This window comes from Christiangramia aquimixticola (genome assembly GCF_048285835.1).
In the GTDB taxonomy this organism is placed as follows: Bacteria; Bacteroidota; Bacteroidia; order Flavobacteriales; family Flavobacteriaceae; genus Christiangramia; species Christiangramia aquimixticola.
The window spans coordinates 546,883-569,355 of record NZ_JBLVTL010000002.1; the positions used below are offsets into that span (position 1 = coordinate 546,883).

Genomic DNA, 22,473 nt, shown 5'->3' on the forward strand with positions numbered 1-22,473 from the left:
TCGAGTACTTCTTTAAAACCTCTGTATTTGCAGGGGTTTTTTTTATTTGTGTTATAGACGTCTGAAAAATCTTCTCTATCCATTAAGGTGTAAGGAAATAGAAAAGAATAGACCAAGGTGTAGCCCAATTGAATCCGGCCTAAATAATATTTTATTATATGCTCCCAGATAAACCTGTTAATTATTCCATTCTTGACCTTGCTGTTGTAGGCCAGGATATTTCTCACGCTAAAGTTTTTGAAAATAGCGTGGAACTGGCTAAGGAGGCAGAGAGTCTGGGATATAAGAGATTTTGGCTGGCAGAGCATCATAATATGGTAAGTATTGCCAGTTCTGCAACGACAGTTTTAATGGGCCATGTGGCAGCGCGTACTGCAAAAATCAGGATAGGGTCTGGCGGGATCATGTTACCCAATCATTCTCCATTGCTTGTGGCAGAACAGTTCGGAACTTTGGGAACGCTATTTCCGGGTAGAATCGATATGGGACTTGGAAGAGCACCCGGGACAGATCAGGTAACGGCTCATGCTATTAGAAGCGACCGGATGAATTCAGTTTTTCAGTTTCCACACGAAATAGATGAGATTAGAAAATACTTTAAGAATGATAATTCTTCAACAAAAGTTAGGGCGACTGTAGCCGAAGGTGTGGATGTGCCTATGTATATTCTTGGATCGAGTACAGATAGTGCTCATGTTGCTGCAGAAAAAGGCTTGCCTTATGTCTTTGCGAGTCACTTTGCCCCTTCACAGTTGTTTGAAGCGATGGAGATATATTATAATAATTTCCAGCCTTCAGAATATCTGGAGAAGCCTTACAGTATTGCCGGGATCAATGTTATTGCAGCCAATACTAATGAGGAAGCTGAAAAAATCTCTACCAGTTCGCTAAGAATGATGGTTGGAGTGATGACGGGTAATCTTGATTATCTTCAAAAACCGGTGGAAATGAATGATGAGTTGAGAGCGGTTAGAGATAATCCCTCTTTACAAAGAATGCTTAAATATGCGTTTACCGGAGACAAGCAAATGGTCAAAAGTAAAACCGTAGATTTTATCAAGCAAACCGGGGTAGATGAGGTTATAGTCGCATCACATATATATGATCAAAAGGACAGGCTCAGGTCCTTTAGAATCTTCTCCGAAATTATGGAAGAAGTGAATTGCCTAACGGTTTAGACAATCATCCATTATAGCGGCAATTTTCACATGCCTGAAATTATGCTATTTCAAATCTAACTGTTCCCGCCTAAATAGAGAATTGCAAAAACAAATGGAAGGCTGATTAATGTTGAAATCAATGCCGGTTTGACCCAGTTCTTTTTTAAATATTCTTTATCCTTTCCAATATAGCGGTTCCAAAAATATTCATTCAGGATTATAGCGCCGGAAATGTTCAGGATCAGACTAAATTTATTGGATTGTAAAGAGCTTACCGTGATCATCTGGCCAACGGTGAAAATTATTCCAAAAACTAAAACCTGAAACATTCCTTTTCTTTCATTTAGATTCTTAAGATTACTCATAAGAATCACCGCTCCAAAAATGGTGGAAAATAAAGCGGAAAAAGTAATTATAACTCTTTTGGAATATAATCTGGGAGGAAGCGCGGTTATTTCATTTTCTTCTAACTCTTCGTTTTCCTGGTCGGCATTTTTAAATTCTGAATAACGAGAATTTTTTTCAGTCATATAGTTATAAAGTGCTAAAGGAGAATAATCCCGGAATAGGCTGGTCTAATATTTTAAAAGCTTGAGGTTAAAAAATTCCGGAAAATAACTCAGCGAAATCTTCCCATTCAGAAATGATAATATTTATCACGATAAATACTATCATTATAAACAGTACCAGAAGCCAATTTGTAGATTTTATTCCCTCTTTCATATTTGATACTTGAACCAATTTAAATTTAATTCAACTTTAAATTAAGAGACACGATTGTAGGGAGTAAAATTAGTATTTAATTTAATAAAATTAACGGTTAGGTTTATAAAATTGTAAGAATTCAAGATAATTTCCAAACCAAAGTTTTTCATTGATGAATTTGTATTTATAGCTGCTCAATCAATTTTAAATTTCAAAATTCTCAGTAAAGCTGTTAAAATATAAAATCCGATCTAACCTAAAAAGTCCTGTACCAACAAATGTAATGACCTCAAACATTCAGTTTATATTATTCCTATCCAGTTTATTTATGGTTCTATAAAAAGTATAGATAAAAATTATAGAAGTGAAATTCGTAAATTGGAATGTAAATCTTTTAAAAATTAAAACTAAACTTAAATATGGATAATCATTCTGGAAGTAAAGATAATCACAAGGTATGGGAAGTTAATGAATCAAGCAGGTGTCCTTTTATGGGCGGTTCGCTCAAAAATACAGCCGGCGGTGGAACCTCCAATAGGGATTGGTGGCCAAACCAGCTTAACCTGGGAATATTAAGGCAGAATTCTGCTTTATCCAATCCAATGGAAGATGATTTTGATTATGCCAAAGAATTTCAAAGCCTGGATCTGGCTGCGGTTAAACAGGATCTATATAATTTGATGACCGACTCGCAGGACTGGTGGCCGGCAGATTTTGGACATTATGGTCCATTTTTTATAAGAATGGCCTGGCACAGTGCGGGAACTTATAGAATAGGAGATGGCCGTGGTGGCGCAGGATCGGGACAACAACGTTTCGCTCCTTTAAACAGCTGGCCAGATAATGCTAATCTTGATAAAGCAAGGTTATTACTTTGGCCGATCAAGAAAAAATACGGAAGAAAAATTTCATGGGCAGATCTAATGATACTTGCCGGGAATTGTGCTCACGAATCTATGGGCTTAAAAATGTTTGGTTTCGCCGGGGGTAGAGAAGATGTTTGGGAGCCTGAAGCCGATGTTTACTGGGGTTCTGAAGATAAATGGCTTGATAATGAAGCCAGATATGGTGATGGCGAATTAGAGAATCCGCTTGGTGCTGCTCATATGGGGCTTATTTATGTAAATCCGGAAGGCCATAATGGGAACCCGGATCCTGTGGAAGCAGCTCAATATATTCGTGAAACCTTCGGAAGAATGGCCATGAACGATTATGAGACGGTAGCTCTAATTGCGGGAGGACACACCTTTGGAAAAACTCATGGTGCGGCAGACCCTGAAAAATATGTAGCCGAAGAACCTGCTGCGGCGGGAATTGAATTACAGGGCTTAGGCTGGACCAATAGTTACGGGACTGGAAAAGGTGCCGATACCATTACCAGCGGAATCGAAGGTGCCTGGACAGATACTCCAACCAAATGGAGCAATAAATTCTTCGATAACCTTTTCAAATATGATTGGGAATGTATCAAGGGGCCGGGAGGAGCGTACCAATGGCAGCCTAAAAACAACGAAGGTGCCGGTACGGTGCCAGATGCTCATGATCCGGATAAAAAGCATGCTCCTTTTATGTTGACTACAGATCTTTCATTGAAAATGGATCCTGAGTATGAAAAAATCTCAAGGCATTTTCATGAAAATCCTGAGGAGTTTGCCGATGCGTATTCTCGTGCTTGGTTCAAGCTTACTCACCGTGATATGGGGCCAAAAGAGAGATATCTGGGACCGGAAGTGCCACAGGAAGAATTATTATGGCAGGATCCTATCCCGGCAATTAATCATGAATTGATCAATGAGCAGGATATTCAGAATTTAAAATCACAAATCCTGGATTCCGGACTGGCGGTTAAAGAACTGGTTTCTACTGCATGGGCTTCGGCATCGACCTTTAGAGGATCCGATAAAAGAGGAGGAGCTAATGGCGCAAGAGTGAGACTTCAGCCTCAAAATGGCTGGGAAATTAATAACCCACAGCAACTTGGTAATGTGATACAGACATTGGAAGGAATTCAGGAGAATTTTAATAATTCTCAGGATTCGAAAAAGGTTTCAATTGCAGACCTTATTGTTCTTGTCGGATGTGCTGGAGTTGAAAAAGCGGCGGCAGCAGCAGGTCACGATATTAAGGTGCCTTTTTCACCGGGAAGGGCTGATGCAAGTCAGGAACAAACCGATGTGGAAGCGTTTGCTCCACTGGAACCAAATGCAGACGGTTTTAGAAATTATTACCGAAACCGGGATCACATTTCTGCTACTTCAGAAGAAATGCTGATAGACAGAGCCCAGTTACTAACGCTTACTGCTCCAGAAATGACTGTTTTAGTTGGAGGTCTACGGGCAATGGATGCGAATTATGATGGTTCTAAAAAGGGAATATTTACAAACAGACCCGGTCAATTGACCAATGATTTCTTCAGAAATCTTATCGATATGAATACAACCTGGAAAGCGACTTCAGAAGCTGAAACAGAGTTTGAAGGACGCGATCGTAAAACTGGCGAGGTTAAGTGGACCGGAAGCAGAGCAGATCTTATTTTTGGATCAAATTCTGAATTGAGAGCTCTGGCTGAGGTTTATGCCTGTGACGACATGGAAACTAAATTTGTAAATGATTTTGTCAAAGCATGGAATAAGGTGATGAACCTGGACCGCTATGATTTAAAATAAAAATCACCATAGATTTATAGGAAAGGTGGCTAATGGCCACCTTTTTTATTTCCAGCTTCCCTGATTTCGATAATTTAAATCCAGTAGTATTGGAGCAATTTTTGCCTAATTGGTTTCTATGGAATCAAGAAAAGATCTTACTGCTTCTAAGGCTTCTGAAGGGTTGTCGTTCAAAGTTGCATGACCGGAATTAGAAATTTCCACAAACCGGGCGTTAGGAACCAGATCCTGATAATATTTCACTGTTTCCGGCCGGGCTTCATCATATTCTCCTGTGAGAAATAGAACAGGAACTTCCACTTTGGATAATTGATCTATTCGGTCATAATTTAGTAAAGTACCGGTGGCCGTGAATTCACTTGGTCCCCACATATATTCATATACATTGGTTCCAAAATATTTACCGGCAGTATCCTTTTGAGCTGCAGTTCGTTCCTTCCTGCGTAAAAATTTGCTGTAGAAAAGACTTACGGCATCCTTGTATTCCTGATTGTCAAAAGTTTTATTTTTTTCATTACGGCGAATAACCTGCTGGAAGGAATCAGGAAGAGTTTTTACCAGTTCATTCGCATCTTTAATCCATCTTTTTGTGCTGAAATACGGACTGCTAAAGATTATTCCTTTTACATGATCAGGATATTTCAGATAATATTCCAAACTAAGCGCGGTGCCCCAGGATTGGCCGTATAAATATACTTTTTCAAGATCCAGTTCTTTTTTCACCTGTTCTACCTCTTCAATATACCTTTCCACCGTCATCAAGGTGGTATCGGTGATCCGGGCTGATCTCCCGCTTCCCAATTGATCATAAAAAACTATGGGTCTCTCGTTGCTTAATTTTTTTACCGGCTCAAAGCCATAACTTGAGGAGCCGGGTCCTCCATGTAACAGAAGAATAGGAGTTTTATTCCCACGACCATTTATGCGATACCAAACTTCACCCCCCGTAACTTCAATTTTACCTTCAGCTGGTTTTAAGGTTTTTTCCTTATCTGCACAGGAAACAAGACATAGCATAATTGAAATAATCAGGAAGGAAAAAGAAGGTTGATGGAATTTCATGTTTAAAAAAATAGTAGTTAATCCGTGAATTTAATAATTCAATTCGGTAAACCAATCAGCCATAGAGGGAGTATTTTAAATTTTGATTTTTAAGGAAGAATGGAATTCTCGGAGGGCGATATTTTTAATACTTGTAATCTTTATAATTTCCGTCAGCTTTAAAACTGTTTTCGCAAGGAATAATTTCTAAATTTGCATGCACAATAACTCAACACAACAAAACACACAACATGCCTACCACAGAAGCAAAAATCTTTAACTGTACCCAAAGCCGGGAGCTGGCCGAAAAAATAGCGGAGCGTTTCGGAACCAAACTTGGAAATGTTATAACCTCCACTTATAGCGACGGGGAATTTCAGCCTTCGTTTGAAGAATCTGTACGCGGATCCAGAGTATTTATTATTGGATCTACACATCCTGGAAGTGACCACTTAATGGAAATGCTCTTAATGCTTGACGCAGCTAAAAGAGCTTCTGCCAGACATATCACTGCGGTAATGCCATATTTTGGTTGGGCAAGGCAGGATAGAAAAGATAAGCCAAGGGTTCCAATTGCGGCTAAGATGATCGCAAGTATCCTGGAAACAGCAGGTGCAACCCGTATTATTACTATGGACCTGCATGCAGATCAAATTCAGGGATTTTTTGAAAAACCTGTAGATCATTTATATGCCAGTACTGTATTTCTTCCATATCTACGAGAACTTGGGCTGGATAATTTAACTATTGCTTCGCCGGATATGGGTGGTTCAAAAAGAGCTTATGCCTATTCCAAGGCGCTGGAAAGCGACGTGGTGATCTGCTACAAGCAGCGCGCAAAAGCAAATGTTATTTCTCACATGGAACTAATTGGAGATGTAACAGGAAAGAATGTGGTGCTGGTAGACGATATGGTAGATACTGCCGGGACACTTACCAGAGCAGCCGATCTTATGATGGAGCGCGGGGCAATAAGTGTGAGAGCCATTTGTACGCATCCCGTATTGTCTGGTGATGCCTATGCGAGGGTTGAAAAGTCAAAACTTCAGGAGCTTATCGTAACCGATTCCATTCCACTAAGAAAAGAATGTAAAAAAATAAAAGTGGTGAGCTGCGCGCATCTATTTGCTGATGTAATGAAGAGGGTACATGATAACAAATCAATCAGTTCAAAATTTATCATGTAATAAATCTTTTACTGAAATATTTTTTTAAACCCTCTTTTTGATCATTCTAAAAAGAGGGTTTTTAATTTGTGGTAGAAAGCTTTTCGGTTGTTTTGGATTCATCCTCTTCCTCGTTTACAGCGTAGATCTCCACAGTTTTTCCGGTGATTTCCTGAAACAGATCACTTTTTCTGGTGGCTCCCCAAATTTCAAGTTCCGGATCTCCTAAAGTGGTTAGTAGAAGTCGAATTTTACTCTTTCCATTCTCAATTTCGAATTGTTGAACATTTTGATAATGGCTGCGGTCAAGTCCATCGGCAATTCTTAATATCGCGGAGAGTTTTTTCACCTTTTTCCTCACCGGTTTTGAAAGATTACGGTATAAAAAATGTCTTTTAGCCGGAGTGCTGCGGCGATGATATCTGGCTACATGAGCCATAATGTTGATCTCATGCTCGTTAAAACCCCGTAGATCTGCATGTCTAATAATGTAAAGCGCATGCTTGTGATGTTTTCTATAGGAGATATAATATCCTATGTCATGCATAAGGCTTGCATATTCCAGAAGTTCCCGGTCACCTTCTTCCAGGTTTAGGTCAGCTTTAAACTGGTCGAAAAACTGGAGTGCCATTCCAGCTACGTGTCGGGAATGCTCTTCCATCCAATTGCATTTTCGTAAGAGTTCATGAATACTTCGCTTTCGGGGATCCGGGAAATTCGCGACCAGATCCAGTTTAGGTCTTTCTTTGTTGATAAAATCCAGGATCATCCCATCCCGCAAAGCGGCTTCAGAAATTTTTATCTGTTCTATTTCAAATTTCTTGATCATATATTTTAATAGAACCATCCCGGGATTGATAATATCAATCCGTTTCTCGTCAAGCTCGCTTATTTTGGCCCTTTCCTTCCCGGTCAATCCAATAAAATCTGAATAAAGTGAATTGAACTCTTCAGCTTTAAAACTTAGTTCGTTAAGGGTCATGTCTGCGGTATGAGAATTCCTTCTGGCGATCATAGCTCCAATATTCTCCATGGTTCCGGAAGATCCAATGATGGTTTTAACCTTATACTCTTTTACAATGGATTTGATCTCCTTCAGCTTCTTCTTAAAATGTTTCTTAAGCGCTTTTTTCTCCTTTTTTTCAATAGGATCTGTAGTCACAAATTTGGCAGACATCCTCGCCACTCCCTGTTTCAGACTGTTCCGGTAAACAAATTCTTCATTATTTCCAATGATAAATTCAACGCTTCCTCCACCAATATCAACCATTAAAACCATTTCCTTGTCCATGGCAATACTGTGTCGTACTGCATACCCAATCAATTCAGCTTCCTTTTTCCCGGGGATTGCTCTAACCTTTATTCCAACATGGGAATGGACCTGATGTATAAAATCCCCACCGTTTTTCGCTTCTCTTATCGCAGAGGTGGCGAAAGCAAGAATTTCCTCCACCTGCTGACTATCGCATAAAAATTTAATTCTTTTCATCGCTTCCAGGCCTCTTTCCATAGCGGCCTCGCTTAAGCGGTTTTCCATTCCCCTTTCCGCCAGAATTACCATCTCCTTAAGTTTATCGATTGTTCTAAAACTTCCGTCCGGATAAATATCCACCAGTACTGCGTGAAACGAATTGGTTCCAAGATCTATTGCAGCAATGCGTTTTGTGGGCGAAGGGAGTTGAGAATTATTTTCCATAAGTTGAATAATAAAAGAATAAATATTCCGGTCACTTCAATTTAAGGATTTTTGATTCGGATTATTTAAAAGCTTTGTGAAATAATAGAAGCTGCTTCCGGTTAATTCTATCATTTTGAAATAATTCAGAAACAATTAAAAATATTTAGTTTGAAAGGTCATTTCTATCGGAGTATGGTTAGGGAAGGATATTTTTAAATTAAACTGCTGTAAATCAATAATGTGACAAAAAATTTCAGTAATTTAATGCAGCTTTCCCCTCAATTTAAATTTACCGAAGTTTTTAAGTAACAGGGTTTTATAGATAAATAAAAACCCTTACTTTTGCATCCTGAAATTTTTGCGCAAATGAAGGCAGTCCAGAGCGGACCCGACGACATTTGCTAATAATAATTTAAAACAAACAGATGAAATCAATTACGATCAACGGATCTAAAAGAGAAAGCGTAGGCAAGAAGGCAACTAAGGCACTACGTAATGCTGGACAGGTTCCTTGCGTATTGTACGGGGTAGAAGGTGATCCACTACACTTTGCAGCAGAGGAAATAGCATTTAAAGACTTAGTGTACACAGCAGATGTACATACAGTAAAAATTAAATTGAAAGAGGGAGAATCTTTCAATGCGATCCTTCAGGATATCCAATTTCACCCGGTATCAGACGCGATCCTACACATAGATTTCTATCAGATATTTGACGATAAGCCAATCACTATGGAAATTCCTGTTCACACTGAAGGTGTTGCAAGAGGGGTTAAGAATGGTGGTGTATTAAGATACAACCTACGTCGTCTTAAAGTAAGAGGATTGCCAGGAGATCTTCCAGATTATATCGTAGCAGATGTGACTAAACTTAAAATTGGTCAGAAGTTATATGTAACTGCAGTAGAAAGCGATGACTACAAGATTCAGCATCCAGATAACACTGTAATTTGTCAGGTTAGAACTTCTCGTAACATTGTTGCTCTTGAGGACGATGAGGACGAAGATGAAGTTGCAGCAGATGAAGTACCAGCTACTGAAACTGATGATGTAGCAGCAGTAAAAGAAGGAGAAGATAACTAGTATCCTTTTTAATATTTATAATAAAAAGCATTCCGGTAACGGAATGCTTTTTTGTTTTTGTGAATTTTATGCGCCGGTTTTACGCTTTCTAATTTAAAAGTATCTTATAAATTTTATCTTTACGAAAACAATTTGGATGCTTTCATTCTTCGGAAGGATTTTACGAAAGAAAGAGACCGGGAAGAAATTAGATCCCATGAAGAAATTTTTGATTGTAGGGCTTGGAAATATTGGGCCTAAATATGAGAATACCAGGCATAATATAGGATTCAGGATTCTTGATGAACTTGCCCGCGAAAAGGAAGTGACCTTTGAAACCCAGAAGCTGGGAGATGTGGCTACTTTTAAATTTAAAGGTAGAACTTTCGTCATGCTTAAGCCAAGTACTTATATGAACCTTAGCGGGAAAGCAGTGAACTACTGGATGCAAAAGGAAAAGATCTCTCTGGAAAATCTTCTGGTAGTTACAGATGATCTTAACCTGCCCTTTGGGACACTTAGATTAAAAACCAAAGGCAGCGATGGTGGCCATAACGGTCTTAAGGATATACAAACCCAGCTTAATACTACAAAGTATAACAGGTTCAGGTTTGGGATAAGTGACGAATTTCACAAAGGACAGCAGGTAGATTATGTGCTGGGTGAATGGGATAATGAAGAAGAAAAGAAAATGCCTGAAAGATTAAAAACCTCAGTAGAGCTAATTTTGTCTTTTGGAACAGCCGGGGTATCCAATACCATGAATTCATTTAACGGAAAATAGCAGGATTTGAAAGAGTATAAAGGCGCTAACTCATTTTTAAGCGAAAGGCAAACAGTTGTTACCATAGGTACATTTGATGGTGTACACGCCGGTCACCGAAAGATCATTGATCGGCTGGTAAATTCTGCCACTGCCAATAATCTCGATTCTGTTGTATTAACATTTTTCCCTCATCCCAGAATGGTGCTTCAGCAGGAAAGCGGGATCAAATTGATAAATACCATTACAGAGCGTAAACAACTGCTTGAAGAAACCGGGATCGACCATCTGGTAGTACACCCGTTTACACATCAGTTTTCAAGATTGACCGCACTGGAATTTGTGCGGGATATCCTGGTAAATAAACTCAAGGCTAAAAAGATCATAATTGGGTACGACCATAGATTTGGTCGCAACCGTACAGCAGATATCAATGATCTAAGACAATTTGGACGCGAGTTCGAATTTGAAGTTGAAGAGATAAGTCAGCAGGATATTGAACAGGTAGCGGTTAGTTCTACCAAAATTAGAAATGCCCTTTTTGAAGGGAAAGTAGAAAAGGCAAACACTTTTCTCCAGCATCCTTTTAGTATCCATGGTACTGTAGTGAAGGGCCGGGGAATAGGAAAAGATCTTGGCTTCCCTACGGCAAACCTTGAGGTGGCTGAAGATTATAAGTTAATTCCCAAAAACGGGGTGTATGTTATCAGGTCGGTAATAGAAGGCGAAACTGTTTTTGGAATGATGAATATTGGTACTAATCCAACTGTTGGAGGTAAGGAACAAACCATAGAGGCAAATTTCTTTGACCTTGACAAAGACCTTTATGGACAGGAGTTAGATGTTGATCTACTGGTTAGAATCAGAGACGAGAAAAAATTCTCTTCCATTGATGATCTAAAGATCGCAATGAAACAGGATCAGGCTTTTTCATTTCAATATATCAAAGATAATTATGCTTAACCGATGGCTTTTTAAACAGGTTGATAATTCAGCTCTGGTAGTTTTTCGTGCCTTATTTGGATTTTTGATCGCAGTTGAAGCTTTTGGTGCCATTTTTACCGGTTGGGTTCGCAGAACTCTTATGGAACCGGAATTCACTTTTAATTTTATTGGATTCGAATTTTTGCAGCCTTTACCCGGCAATGGAATGCTGTGGTATTATGGCGTTTTGGGGGTGGCAGGTATATTTGTAATGCTTGGTTTTAAATATCGCCTATCCATCATCATTTATACGATCATGTGGAGTGGCGTATATCTCATGCAAAAATCCTCCTATAACAACCACTATTATCTTTTAATGTTGTTGTGTTTCATCATGTGCTGGTTGCCCGCGAATAGGTGGTTTAGTATTGATGCCTGGTTAAAACCCAAGATCAGTAAAATTTCCATGCCCCGGTTTATTTGGATTATTATCATTCTGCAGTTATGGATCGTGTATACCTACGCTTCCGTTGCCAAGTGGTATCCAGATTGGCTGGATGGGAGTTTTCCGGCTTTACTTATGCGTTCCAAAAAGGATTACTGGCTTGTGGGTGAATTTCTTCAGCAAGGCTGGATTCGTTATGCGATCGCATATTTTGGGTTGTTATTCGATTTGTTGATCATTCCTTTGTTGCTGTGGAAACGAACACGATTATGGGCTTTTCTTGCGGCTATATTTTTCCATTTGTTCAATAGTTTCATTTTTCATATTGGGATATTTCCTTACATGTCTCTGGCTTTCTGTATTTTCTTTTTCCCTTCAGCAAGTATCAATAAGATATTTTTATTAGGCAAAAAGAAGTTTTACAATGCCGGGGAAATAATTGTGCCTTCCTGGAATAAGATCCTGATAGGAGCTATGGCTATATGGTTTGTAATTCAAATAAGCCTTCCTTTAAGACACTGGTTTTTTACAGATGATGTTTTGTGGACAGAAGAAGGTCACCGGCTTAGCTGGCGAATGATGTTAAGAGGAAAAACCGGGAACATTAGCTTCAAGGTTGTGGACAAAGCCACCGGAGAAACTGAAATTATCGATAACAAAGAATATCTTACCAGGAAGCAGCTTCGAGCCCTTCCCTCAAAACCTGATATGATCTGGCAGTTCGCGCAGCGACTTGAAGAGAAGTACGCTGCTCAGGGTAAAAAGGTTGAAATTTATGCTGAAGGGAAAATTAGTGTTAATGGAGGCCCTTATAAACCTCTTATAGATCCAACAGTAGATCTGGCTGCTGAAGAATGGCAGCATTTTAAACACCATGACTGGATTTTACCATCAGGATCAGAGTAATTTTCTTGCCTGCTTTTGTTACATTTGCGGCTTAGAAAAATTTTAACGGCAAATAAAAATTCAGGTCTCATGTTACAGGTTAACAAAATTGCAGAACATAAGGAAGAATATATCAAGGCACTCAAAAAAAGGAATTTTGATGCCGAATCTGTTTTTAACGAGATTCTAAGTCTTGACGAGACCAGAAGGGCTACTCAGGCAGAGCTGGATAACACTTTGGCAAATTCCAATAAGATGTCAAGGGAAATTGGTCTCATGTTCAAGAATGGCGAGCATCAAAAGGCTAATGTTCTTAAGGAAAAGACCAGTCGGTTAAAAGAAGAGTCTAAACAACTTTCAGAAAAGTTGTCTTCTACGGTTACTGAATTGCAAAACCTGCTTTATACGGTTCCAAATATCCCTCACGAATCTGTTCCTGCGGGAAAATCTGAAGAAGATAATGAAGAGGTATATAAGGAAGGAGATATTCCGGTGCTTGCTGAAGGATCTTTACCTCACTGGGAACTGGCCAAAAAATATGATATTATAGATTTTGAACTGGGTAACAAGATCACCGGAGCCGGATTCCCTGTTTATAAAGGAAAAGGTGCCAGGTTACAAAGAGCCCTGATAAGTTATTTTCTCGATAAAGCTACCGAAGCGGGTTATACCGAATTCCAATTACCATTGTTGGTGAATGAAGCTTCAGGTTATGGAACAGGTCAGTTGCCCGATAAAGAAGGGCAGATGTATCATGTAACTGAAGATGATCTTTATTTGATTCCAACGGCTGAGGTACCTGTAACTAATATGTTCAGGGATAATTTGATGAGCGAAAAGGATTTTCCGGTGATGTGCACCGGTTACACGCCATGTTTTAGAAGAGAAGCGGGATCTTATGGAGCTCACGTTCGTGGCCTTAACCGTTTGCATCAGTTTGATAAGGTAGAAATAGTAAGACTTGAAAAACCGCAAAACTCATACGCAGCTTTGGATAGCATGGTTGATCATGTAAAAGGATTGCTTAAAGAATTAAAACTTCCATACAGGATCTTACGTCTATGTGGTGGAGATCTTGGTTTTACCGCTGCGCTTACTTACGATTTTGAAGTTTTTTCAACTGCTCAGGACAGATGGCTGGAAATTAGTTCGGTTTCAAACTTTGAAAATTTCCAGGCTAACCGATTAAAGCTTAGATATAAGAATAAGGAAAATAATAAAGAACTGGCTCATACTCTTAACGGAAGTGCGCTTGCATTACCAAGAGTGCTTGCAGGAATTCTGGAAAATTATCAAACCCCTGAAGGTATTAAAGTACCAGAAGTACTTGTACCTTATTGTGGTTTTGAGATGATAGATTAATCTGATATTCACCATACTAAAACAGCGCAAATGTTTATATTTACATATGCGCTGTTTTGTTTTTATAGCTTTATGGTGGCTGGCTGGTTGCGGACTATATGCCCAAAGTGAACAGCTGGCAAAGAACTTTTTTGATCAGGGAGAATATAAAAAAGCCCTGAGTATCTACGAGAAACTTTACAAAGAAAACCCTTCCAATTCTATTTACTTCAATGGGGTAGTTTCCACTAATCAGCAGCTTGAAAATTTTAAAGAAGCTGAAGAGCTGTTAGTGGCTAAAATGAATAACTCGGCCAACAATCCCGCGATCCTGGTGGAATTAGGGCACAATTACCAGCTACAAAATAATGATGACCGAGCCACCCGTTTTTATGATGAAGCGCTCCAAAGTATAGAAGGGAGGCCAAATTATGCCTATTCTATTGCTCGTACTTTTGAACAATATAGTTTACTGGATTACGCGGTTAAAGCTTATGAGCGTGCCATGGAAATGAATGCAGACCGCAATTATAACCTGCAGTTAGCCAAAATTTATGGAGAACAGGGCAAGATCGAGGAAATGTTTAGCAATTACCTCGATCTTATAGAAAACGATATGAAGTTTTACGGGCTGGCCAACCGGGAATTCAATAATTATATTTCTGAAGATCCAAATGCGGAACCTAATATCATCTTTAGGAAATTATTATTAAAACGACTTCAGGAAGATCCGCAGCTTTTATATAATGAAATGCTTAGCTGGCTTTTTGTTCAGCAAAAAGAATATTCCAAAGCATTTGCTCAGGAAAGGGCGATCTATAAAAGAGGTGATAAAAACCTTCAGGGGATTTTAAATCTGGCAATTCTGGCCAGAGATTCAAAAGACTTTGAGGCTGCCCGCCAAATTGTGGAGTATGCTATTGAGGAATCTCCTTCAAGGGCTTTCAATTTACAGGCAAGACATTTTTTAATCAGCCTTAAGTTAGAAACCGCTTCGGCAAAAGAGCTGCCGGGTATTGAACAGGAATTTAATGCATTGCTGGCCGAGTATGGGAAAAATCCTGAGACACTTAATTTGCAGATAGATTATGCAAATTTTTTCGCCTACCGTTTAGATCAAAAAGATAAGGCAATAGAGCTGCTGAAAAATACTTCTGATCTTCCCTTATCATCTTATGGCAAAGCTCAGGTTAAAATGGCTCTGGCAGATATTCTGGTAATTCAGGAAAAATTTAATGAGGCACTTATATATTATTCGCAAATTCAGAATCTGGTAAAGAACGATGGGATGGCGCAGGATGCGCGGTTTAAGGTGGCCAAAACCAGTTATTATAAAGGTGATTTTAAATGGGCAAAAACGCAGCTTGATATTCTTAAGTCCTCAACTTCTCAATTGATCGCAAATGATGCCATGGAATTAAGTTTGTTGATCAGCGATAATTCCTTAGAGGATACCACTCAAACAGCTTTAAGAAAATATGCCCGGGCCGATTTGCTGGCCTATCAGAAAAAAAATGAAGAAGCTATAACCCAACTGGATTCGATTATCTTTTATCATAAAGGAGAAAAGATTGAGGATGAGGCTTTGTACACTCAGGCTAAATTATTCGAAAGGGAAAAAAATTATCAAAAAGCAGAAAATAACTACTTGGAAATCATCAATTCATTCGGGCAGGATATCCTTGCTGATAATGCACATTATTTTCTGGCAGAACTTTATGCCAATCAGTTAGCAGAACCGGAGAAAGCTAAAGACCTGTATGAGCAAATTATCTTTAACTTTGCAGACAGTATTTATTTTGTGGAAGCCCGCAAAAAATATAGGATATTGCGGGGAGATACTATCGAGTAATTGCAAAACAGCAGGAAAACCTGAATTTTTAGTTCCGGAAAATACTTTTCAATTTATCAGGTTACCTTTGCAACCAGAAATGTCAACCTAGTTAGGATCTTTTATCCTTTTTTAATACAAAACGAACAGATGTATATATATAATGTAACCATAAACGTGCAGGAAGAGATCCATGATCAATGGGTTAAATGGATGAAAGAAGAGCATATTCCGGAAATGCTGGATACCAAAAAATTTCAGAAAGCTTTAATGACCCGTGTGTTGGTGGAAGAACCAATGGGAGGGATCACCTATTCGGTTCAATATACTACCGAGAGTAAAGCAATGCTGGAAAAATATTACGCTGAGAATGCTGATAAGATGAGGTCCAAATCAAAGAAGTTCGAAGGTAAATTTGTTGCCTTTAGAACCGAACTTGAAGTGATTTCAGAGCAATAAAGGCCTTGCTTGTTTTGGCGCTTCGGCAGTGAAGTGCATTCTCCTATCTTACGGGTTATCCCCGGCCTACCTAATCAAAAAATATCATGAAAAAATATAAGCCAACATTTAACAAGCCTTCAGCTAAGGATGACCAGAGTGTAAGAGCAAAAAAACATCTTGGGCAACATTTTCTAACCGATGAAAATATAGCCTCCAAAATTGCCGATACCCTTGGATACGAAGCTTATAATAAAGTTCTTGAAATTGGGCCGGGAATGGGCGTGCTTACCAAATATCTTTTGGAAAAAAAGGCTGAGGTCCATGTGATCGAAATTGATACAGAAAGTGTTGAATATCTTGAAAGCAATTATCTTCATTTACGAGGGAGAATTCATGAGAAAGATTTCCTGAAACACGATCTGTCAGAGATTTTTGGAGAGGATCAATTCGCTGTGATCGGGAATTTCCCGTATAATATATCCACGCAGATAGTTTTTAAGGTATTACAGCTAAGAGACCAGATTCCGGAATTTTCAGGGATGTTTCAAAAAGAAGTTGCCAAACGTATCTGTGAAAAGGAAGGCAATAAAACTTATGGGATCTTAAGCGTTTTAGTTCAGGCCTTTTATGAAGCCGAATACTTGTTTACGGTGCCTCCGACAGTGTTTAATCCTCCACCAAAAGTGGATAGTGGAGTGCTTAGGCTCAAGCGTAAAGAAAATTTTAACCTGGAGTGTAACGAAAAGCTGTTTTTCACCGTTGTAAAAACTGCCTTTAATCAGCGTAGAAAAACCCTTCGTAATAGTTTAAAAAGTCTTAATCTCCCCGATAATTTGAGGGAAGATGCTATATTTGGCAGTCGGCCGGAACAACTCGGTTTCCAGCAGTTTATTGAACTGACGCAAAAAATTGAGCCGTATGCAATTTCAAATAACTGATGAATTAATAGACAAGATCCAGTTTCTCATCGAAGAAAAGAACGATGAGGAGTTGTTGCTGCACCTTGAAGATGTGCATCATGCTGATATTGCTGAAATTCTAACCGAAATCAACCTGGAAGAAGCTACCTATCTGGTAAAGCTTTTAGACAGTGAGAAAACGGCTGAAGCTCTTATGGAACTGGAAGAAGGGGTGCGGGAACGCATTCTTGAAAATCTTTCCCCAAAAGAGATCGCTTCAGAGCTTATTGAAATGGATACCGATGATGCTGCCGACATCATTTCTGAACTTTCCTTCGAACTCCAGCAGGATGTAATTTCTGAAATTACAGACGAGCAACATGCCGATGATATTGTAGAATTACTACGATATGATGAAGATTCGGCAGGGGGACTTATGGCCAAGGAGCTGGTAAAAGTCAACGAAAACTGGAGTGTTACTGGGTGTATGGCTGAAATGCGCAAGCAAGCCGAAAATGTGACCAGAGTCCATTCCATTTATGTGGTGGACGACAAAAATAAGCTCAAAGGAAGACTTTCACTTAAAGACCTGCTAACTGCATCAAGCGATGCCAATATCAGCGATATTTATATCCCTAATGTAGATTATGTAAATGTGCATACAGAAGGGGAGGAAGTGGCCAGGATCATGCAGAAATATGACCTGGAAGCCATTCCTGTTGTTGATGAAATGAGCCGACTTGTAGGTAGGGTCACCATTGATGATATTGTGGATTTCATTAAAGATGAAGCTGAAAAAGATTATCAAATGGCGGCCGGTATTTCTGAAGATGTCGAGGCAGATGCCAGCATCTGGAGACTTACCCGGGCGCGTTTACCCTGGTTGATCCTGGGGCTATTTGGCGGACTTGGAGCTGTTTATGTGATGAAAAGTTTTGATGAAGCTTTGTCTGAATATGTTGAGCTATTTTTCTTTACCCCTCTAATCGCTGCGATGGCAGGTAATGTTGGAGTACAGTCCAGTGCGATTATTGTTCAGGGACTGGCGAATGATAATCTTAAAGGCAGTCTGTTTAATCGTTTATTAAAGGAAATAGGATTAACGCTGATTAACGGGGTGGCTCTTGGAACCCTGGTGATCATATTCGGTTGGATAGTAGGGCAACCTCAAATTGTTAGTTTAACCATTGCCCTTTCCCTTATAACTGTAATTATTATAGCGGCTCTTATTGGAACTTTTGTGCCAATCATTCTGGATAAGCAGGGTATAGATCCGGCAATCGCAACAGGTCCTTTTATCACCACCAGTAATGATATCTTTGGGATCTTTATTTTCTTTTATCTGGCTCAAACCATCCTTGGTTTTTAGATTCACTGCGAGGTTTCTTCACAGGCTTATAATCATTCTTTAAATTTGTTGGTGTACCTTTTAATTCAGTTTTAGGGTGCGTAAAATTTAATTATTCAATTTAAAATTTAATACGAATGAATATTCTTCATGCCGATACCAATCATCCTGCTTTAATTGAAAAACTTCAGCAAGCGGGGCATCATAATATTGAGGGTTATGAAATGTCGCGGGAAGAGATTTTACAAAATCAGCAACAATACGACGGGATCGTGATCCGAAGCCGGTTCAGAATAGATCGGGAATTCATAAATGCAGCTCCAAATTTAAAATTTATTGCCCGTGTAGGTGCTGGTCTTGAAAGTATAGATGTGGAATATGCTGAAAGTAAAGGCATAAAATTATTTTCGGCTCCGGAAGGCAATAGGAATGCTGTTGGAGAGCATGCGCTGGGAATGTTGTTGTCTTTATTTAACCGTTTGAACAAAGCCGATAGAGAAGTGCGGGAAGGTCTCTGGCACCGGGAGGAAAACCGTGGGGAGGAACTTGACGGTAAAACTGTAGGTCTTATAGGTTATGGAAATATGGGGAAAGCCTTCGCTAAAAAATTACGCGGCTTTGATGTAGATGTTATGTTTTACGATATCAAACAGGGAATAGAAGACGAGAACGCAAGGCAGGTGGATTATGACGAATTTTTTGCCAAGGCAGATGTGGTTAGTTTGCATACCCCCTGGACACCCCAAACCCATCAAATGGTCAACAAAGAATTTATTAGTAAATTCAAAAAACCTTTCTGGCTTATCAATACTGCCCGGGGGAAAAGTGTGGTAACAGCAGACCTGGTGCTGGCTTTGAAAGAGGAGAGAATTCTGGGAGCCGGGCTCGATGTACTGGAGTATGAAAAATCCAGTTTTGAAAGCCTTTTCAGCAATAAGAAAAATGTTTCTATAAGTGCTTCAGATAAAATTCCAGAAGCTTTACAGGAATTGATGTTTATGCCTCATACCATTTTAAGTCCTCATGTGGCGGGATGGACAAAAGAATCGCATAAGGGACTGGCTGAGGTTATTGCCAATAAGATCAATGCTGAATTTGAACCAGCAAAAACCGAATAAACCATGAAAAAAAGAGTAACCGGATTGGGTGGATTTTTCTTTAAAACGGAAGATCCCGATAGCATTAAGAAATGGTATAATCAACATCTTGGCCTGGATACAGATCAATATGGCTGTACCTTTTGGTGGAAAGACAAAGATGGTAATGATTGCTCCACACAATGGAGTCCTATGGATAAAAAAACAGATTATTATAAGCCTTCTCAAAAGGAGTTTATGATGAACTTTCGGGTTGAAAACCTGGAAGAGCTATTAAAAGTTCTTAAAGAGGAAGGTGTGGAGATCGTAGGTGAAATGGAAACTTACGAATATGGTAAATTTGGCTGGATCATGGACCCGGATGGCAATAAGATCGAATTATGGGAGCCTGTGGACAAAGTATTTCTTAAAGAATAATATAAAAAAAGCCATGCGATGCATGGCTTTTCTATTATATATAAAATTGTTTTATCCCTGAGCGCTCAGTTCGATTAGAGCAGACTTAATGGATTCTTCACCTTCAATGGCTTCAAAGGTCATGTTTTTCACAAGAGGATCTGCTAGTGACATCACCAGAATAAAAGCAACATCATCCCGGCTAATTTCTCCGCGTTTATTAAGTGAATCTTTCGCTACTTCCACTTTAGCAAGCCCAAGATCGTCTGTCAATGCACCTGGTCTTACAATGGTATAATTCAAACCGCTGTCTCTAAGATATTCATCGGCTTCTTTTTTAGCTTCCAGGTAGTCTTTTAGATCTTCATTTTTGGATGGATCATCAGCTCCCATGGAACTAAGCATGATGAACTTTTTTATATTGGCATTTTTCGCAGCATCGATCACTTTTTTTGCACCATCTCTGTCTACGGCTATAGTTTTTTCTTTAGGTGTGTCTCCGCCAGAACCTGCTGCAAAGATCACTTTGTCTATGCCCTTCATCACATGGCTAACATCGCCTTCAAGGTCACCCATTACAGCTTCTACCTCCATGTCTTCGAACTGCTGCCGCTGTTCCTCTTTTCTTATAAGGGCAAGAGGATTAAAACTTTCAGTATTATTAAGGATTTCAACGATTCTTTTTCCTGTATCACCGGTTGCTCCGGCTATCAATATATTTTCCATAATTTTTCTTTTCTTTTGATTTGCAAGATAATAAGGATTGTAGCCAACCCCAATCCTGCAGGCCGGAATAACAGTATCTTAACAAGGTTTATACAACTGAAGTCCGGGCTTCAAGCTCTTTCTGAAATTCTTCCATTACCGGTTTAACCGTACTTTCGGGAAGATCGGCAATTTTTATATACATAAGACCATCCACGGCATCATTAAATAGCGGATCCACATTAAAAGCTACCACCTTTGCATTCTGCTTGATGTATTTTTTGATCAAAACAGGAAGTCTGAGATTCTCCGGTTCAAGTTCGTCGATTATCCGGTCGAATTTATTGAGATCGGCTTCACTTTCATCAAATACCAGATCCTTATCTGCATCCTCCAGTTTTACCTTAAATTCTTTTTTAGGATGTACATATTGAGCTACCTGGGGATCGTAGTAATTCGATTTCATGAATTCGATCATAAGAGACTTAGAGAAATTGCTGAATTTGTCACTTATCGTAACTCCACCAATCAAATATTTATGCTCAGGAAATCTAAGAGTACAATGCACTATTCCTTTCCAGAGCAAAAATAAAGGCATGGGTTTTAACTGATATTCTTTTATGATAAAAGCCCTTCCCATCTCTATACTCTGGCTCATCATTTTATGCAATTCCGGGTCGAATCTAAAGAGGTCCTGAAGGTAAAAACCGTCGATCCCATGATTGGCATAGATCTCATTCCCCATCCCCATTCTGTACGCCCCGGCAATTTTTCCGGCCTCATTATCCCATAAAAACAGGTGGTGATAATGTTCATCAAATTTATCCAGATCTGTACTCTTATTGGTGCCTTCTCCAACCTCTCTAAATGTGATCTCTCTTAACCTGCCAATTTCATTAAGGATGTTGGGAATTACTTCTCTTTTAGCCAGAAACACTTCATAATTTTTACTTTGCAGTAGTCGCTTATCCAATTGCCGACAAATTTCCACCTCCCGCTGCATGAGATCAGCATTAGTTTCTGTAGCTATATCTTTTGGAGATCGTGGAATTTTAAGGGATTTGGGAAGTTTATCCAGCAGTTTTTTCTTTTCAAAAACATTGGCCAGCATGTAGGTTTTTCTTCTTAAAAAGGCAGTGTAGGTTTCCAGGTTGGTATGCTCCTGTTGATCTTCCACAGAGATTGGTTGGCCAATTCTAACTTTGATCTTTCTGCGTTTTTGTGATAACATCTCACTGGGCAGTTTGGCAGTTCTAAGCACATCGCTCATACTTGCCAGCCTGTAAAAGAATAAGCTGTTTTTTGCATGAAAATAGATGGGTACTACCGGAACTTTCGATTTTTGAATCAATTTCATTGCCGAAGGTTCCCAGGGTTTATCCACGATTATTTTTTTGTCACGGTTGGTTGAAACCTCTCCGGCAGGAAAAATTCCCAGTGCATTTCCTTCTCTTATATGCGCAATGGCTTTTTTCATTCCCCCAAGACTTGATTTGGCGTCTTTGTGGTCTTCAAAAGGATTTACCGGAAGTATATATGGTTTTAAAGGATCCAGCCGGTGTAATAAAAAATTAGCTATTACCTTATAATCAGGTCTTCTTTCAAGTACCAGTTTCATTAGCAACATCCCATCAATTCCTCCAAGCGGATGGTTGGAAATGGTAATGAAAGGGCCTTCTTTTGGTATACGTTTTAGATCCTTCTCCGGGATGTCAAAATCGATCTCGAATTCACTTAAAATAGAATCTATAAAGTCGGTACCCTTTAAGTCCTTACGTTTGTCATACTCACGGTTTATTTTGGAGAGCTTGGTGGTCTTCAATACCAGCCAGCCAATCCCGGTGCCTAAGAACCCATATTTTTCAAGGTTTATAACAGAGGCAACTTCTTTTGCGCTTACGATTCCCATAACTGGTTAAAT

General features: G+C 39.2%; 19 protein-coding genes. 14 read left to right on the top strand and 5 right to left on the bottom strand.

Going from position 1 to position 22,473, the window contains the following annotated elements; translation table 11 throughout:
* Positions 1-158: 158 nt before the first annotated feature.
* Positions 159-1,178, top strand: a complete 1,020-nt coding sequence (locus ACNKXV_RS06135) for an LLM class flavin-dependent oxidoreductase (RefSeq protein WP_417906822.1) — start codon at positions 159-161, stop codon at positions 1,176-1,178.
* A gap of 56 nt (positions 1,179-1,234) precedes the next feature.
* Here the strand turns inward: ACNKXV_RS06135 and ACNKXV_RS06140 are convergent, their stop codons facing one another.
* Complete coding sequence (locus ACNKXV_RS06140; protein ID WP_417906823.1) at positions 1,235-1,690, bottom strand: hypothetical protein; 456 nt, start codon at positions 1,688-1,690, stop codon at positions 1,235-1,237.
* A gap of 594 nt (positions 1,691-2,284) precedes the next feature.
* On the opposite strand from ACNKXV_RS06140, the gene katG reads away from it, so the two are divergent.
* The gene (gene katG / locus ACNKXV_RS06145) at positions 2,285-4,531 is read left to right on the top strand and encodes a catalase/peroxidase HPI (protein WP_417906824.1); all 2,247 of its coding nucleotides are present in this window, start codon (positions 2,285-2,287) and stop codon (positions 4,529-4,531) included.
* Positions 4,532-4,636: 105 nt separating this feature from the next.
* Here katG and ACNKXV_RS06150 read toward each other — a convergent pair whose 3' ends face one another.
* A complete protein-coding gene (locus tag ACNKXV_RS06150; protein ID WP_417906825.1) occupies positions 4,637-5,593 on the bottom strand; it encodes a proline iminopeptidase-family hydrolase in 957 nt (318 codons plus the stop codon).
* A 230-nt stretch (positions 5,594-5,823) separates the two neighbouring features.
* Between ACNKXV_RS06150 and ACNKXV_RS06155 the strand changes: the two genes are divergently transcribed.
* Positions 5,824-6,759: a ribose-phosphate pyrophosphokinase gene (locus ACNKXV_RS06155; RefSeq protein WP_417906826.1), complete on the top strand. Its 936-nt coding sequence runs from the start codon at positions 5,824-5,826 to the stop codon at positions 6,757-6,759.
* 61 nt (positions 6,760-6,820) lie between these two features.
* Here ACNKXV_RS06155 and ACNKXV_RS06160 read toward each other — a convergent pair whose 3' ends face one another.
* Complete coding sequence (locus ACNKXV_RS06160; RefSeq protein ID WP_417906827.1) at positions 6,821-8,434, bottom strand: Ppx/GppA phosphatase family protein; 1,614 nt, start codon at positions 8,432-8,434, stop codon at positions 6,821-6,823.
* Between the two features lie 407 nt (positions 8,435-8,841).
* Between ACNKXV_RS06160 and ACNKXV_RS06165 the strand changes: the two genes are divergently transcribed.
* The 11 genes from ACNKXV_RS06165 (at position 8,842) to ACNKXV_RS06215 (ending at position 19,868) form a co-directional block, all read left to right on the top strand.
* Complete coding sequence (locus ACNKXV_RS06165) at positions 8,842-9,498, top strand: 50S ribosomal protein L25/general stress protein Ctc (RefSeq protein WP_417906828.1); 657 nt, start codon at positions 8,842-8,844, stop codon at positions 9,496-9,498.
* A gap of 136 nt (positions 9,499-9,634) precedes the next feature.
* Positions 9,635-10,261, top strand: coding sequence for an aminoacyl-tRNA hydrolase (gene pth / locus ACNKXV_RS06170; RefSeq protein WP_417906829.1), 627 nt, complete (start codon positions 9,635-9,637; stop codon positions 10,259-10,261).
* Between the two features lie 6 nt (positions 10,262-10,267).
* Positions 10,268-11,203: a bifunctional riboflavin kinase/FAD synthetase gene (locus ACNKXV_RS06175; protein ID WP_417906830.1), complete on the top strand. Its 936-nt coding sequence runs from the start codon at positions 10,268-10,270 to the stop codon at positions 11,201-11,203.
* Entirely contained in the window at positions 11,196-12,515 is a 1,320-nt protein-coding gene (locus ACNKXV_RS06180) for an HTTM domain-containing protein (RefSeq protein ID WP_417906831.1), read from the top strand. Before ACNKXV_RS06175 ends, ACNKXV_RS06180 begins: the two co-directional genes overlap by 8 nt.
* A 69-nt stretch (positions 12,516-12,584) precedes the next feature.
* A complete protein-coding gene (gene serS / locus ACNKXV_RS06185) occupies positions 12,585-13,856 on the top strand; it encodes a serine--tRNA ligase (RefSeq protein ID WP_417906832.1) in 1,272 nt (423 codons plus the stop codon).
* 46 nt (positions 13,857-13,902) lie between these two features.
* Complete coding sequence (locus ACNKXV_RS06190) at positions 13,903-15,687, top strand: tetratricopeptide repeat protein (RefSeq protein WP_417906833.1); 1,785 nt, start codon at positions 13,903-13,905, stop codon at positions 15,685-15,687.
* A gap of 129 nt (positions 15,688-15,816) precedes the next feature.
* On the top strand, positions 15,817-16,125 hold the full coding sequence (locus tag ACNKXV_RS06195; RefSeq protein WP_417906834.1) for a DUF4286 family protein: 309 nt from the start codon (positions 15,817-15,819) through the stop codon (positions 16,123-16,125).
* Between the two features lie 86 nt (positions 16,126-16,211).
* Complete coding sequence (rsmA, locus tag ACNKXV_RS06200; protein ID WP_417906835.1) at positions 16,212-17,045, top strand: 16S rRNA (adenine(1518)-N(6)/adenine(1519)-N(6))-dimethyltransferase RsmA; 834 nt, start codon at positions 16,212-16,214, stop codon at positions 17,043-17,045.
* Positions 17,026-18,375: a magnesium transporter gene (mgtE, locus tag ACNKXV_RS06205; RefSeq protein ID WP_417906836.1), complete on the top strand. Its 1,350-nt coding sequence runs from the start codon at positions 17,026-17,028 to the stop codon at positions 18,373-18,375. The genes rsmA and mgtE overlap by 20 nt, the downstream gene beginning before the upstream one ends.
* 116 nt (positions 18,376-18,491) lie before the next feature.
* Complete coding sequence (locus ACNKXV_RS06210) at positions 18,492-19,472, top strand: 2-hydroxyacid dehydrogenase (protein WP_417906837.1); 981 nt, start codon at positions 18,492-18,494, stop codon at positions 19,470-19,472.
* Positions 19,473-19,475: 3 nt separating this feature from the next.
* Entirely contained in the window at positions 19,476-19,868 is a 393-nt protein-coding gene (locus tag ACNKXV_RS06215) for a VOC family protein (protein WP_417906838.1), read from the top strand.
* Positions 19,869-19,919: 51 nt separating this feature from the next.
* On the opposite strand, the gene ACNKXV_RS06220 is transcribed toward ACNKXV_RS06215, so the two are convergent.
* Together ACNKXV_RS06220 and ACNKXV_RS06225 are read right to left on the bottom strand one after the other, a co-directional pair.
* Positions 19,920-20,573: an SDR family oxidoreductase gene (locus ACNKXV_RS06220; protein ID WP_417906839.1), complete on the bottom strand. Its 654-nt coding sequence runs from the start codon at positions 20,571-20,573 to the stop codon at positions 19,920-19,922.
* A gap of 88 nt (positions 20,574-20,661) precedes the next feature.
* Complete coding sequence (locus tag ACNKXV_RS06225; protein ID WP_417906840.1) at positions 20,662-22,461, bottom strand: GNAT family N-acyltransferase; 1,800 nt, start codon at positions 22,459-22,461, stop codon at positions 20,662-20,664.
* Between the last annotated feature and the right edge of the window lie 12 nt (positions 22,462-22,473).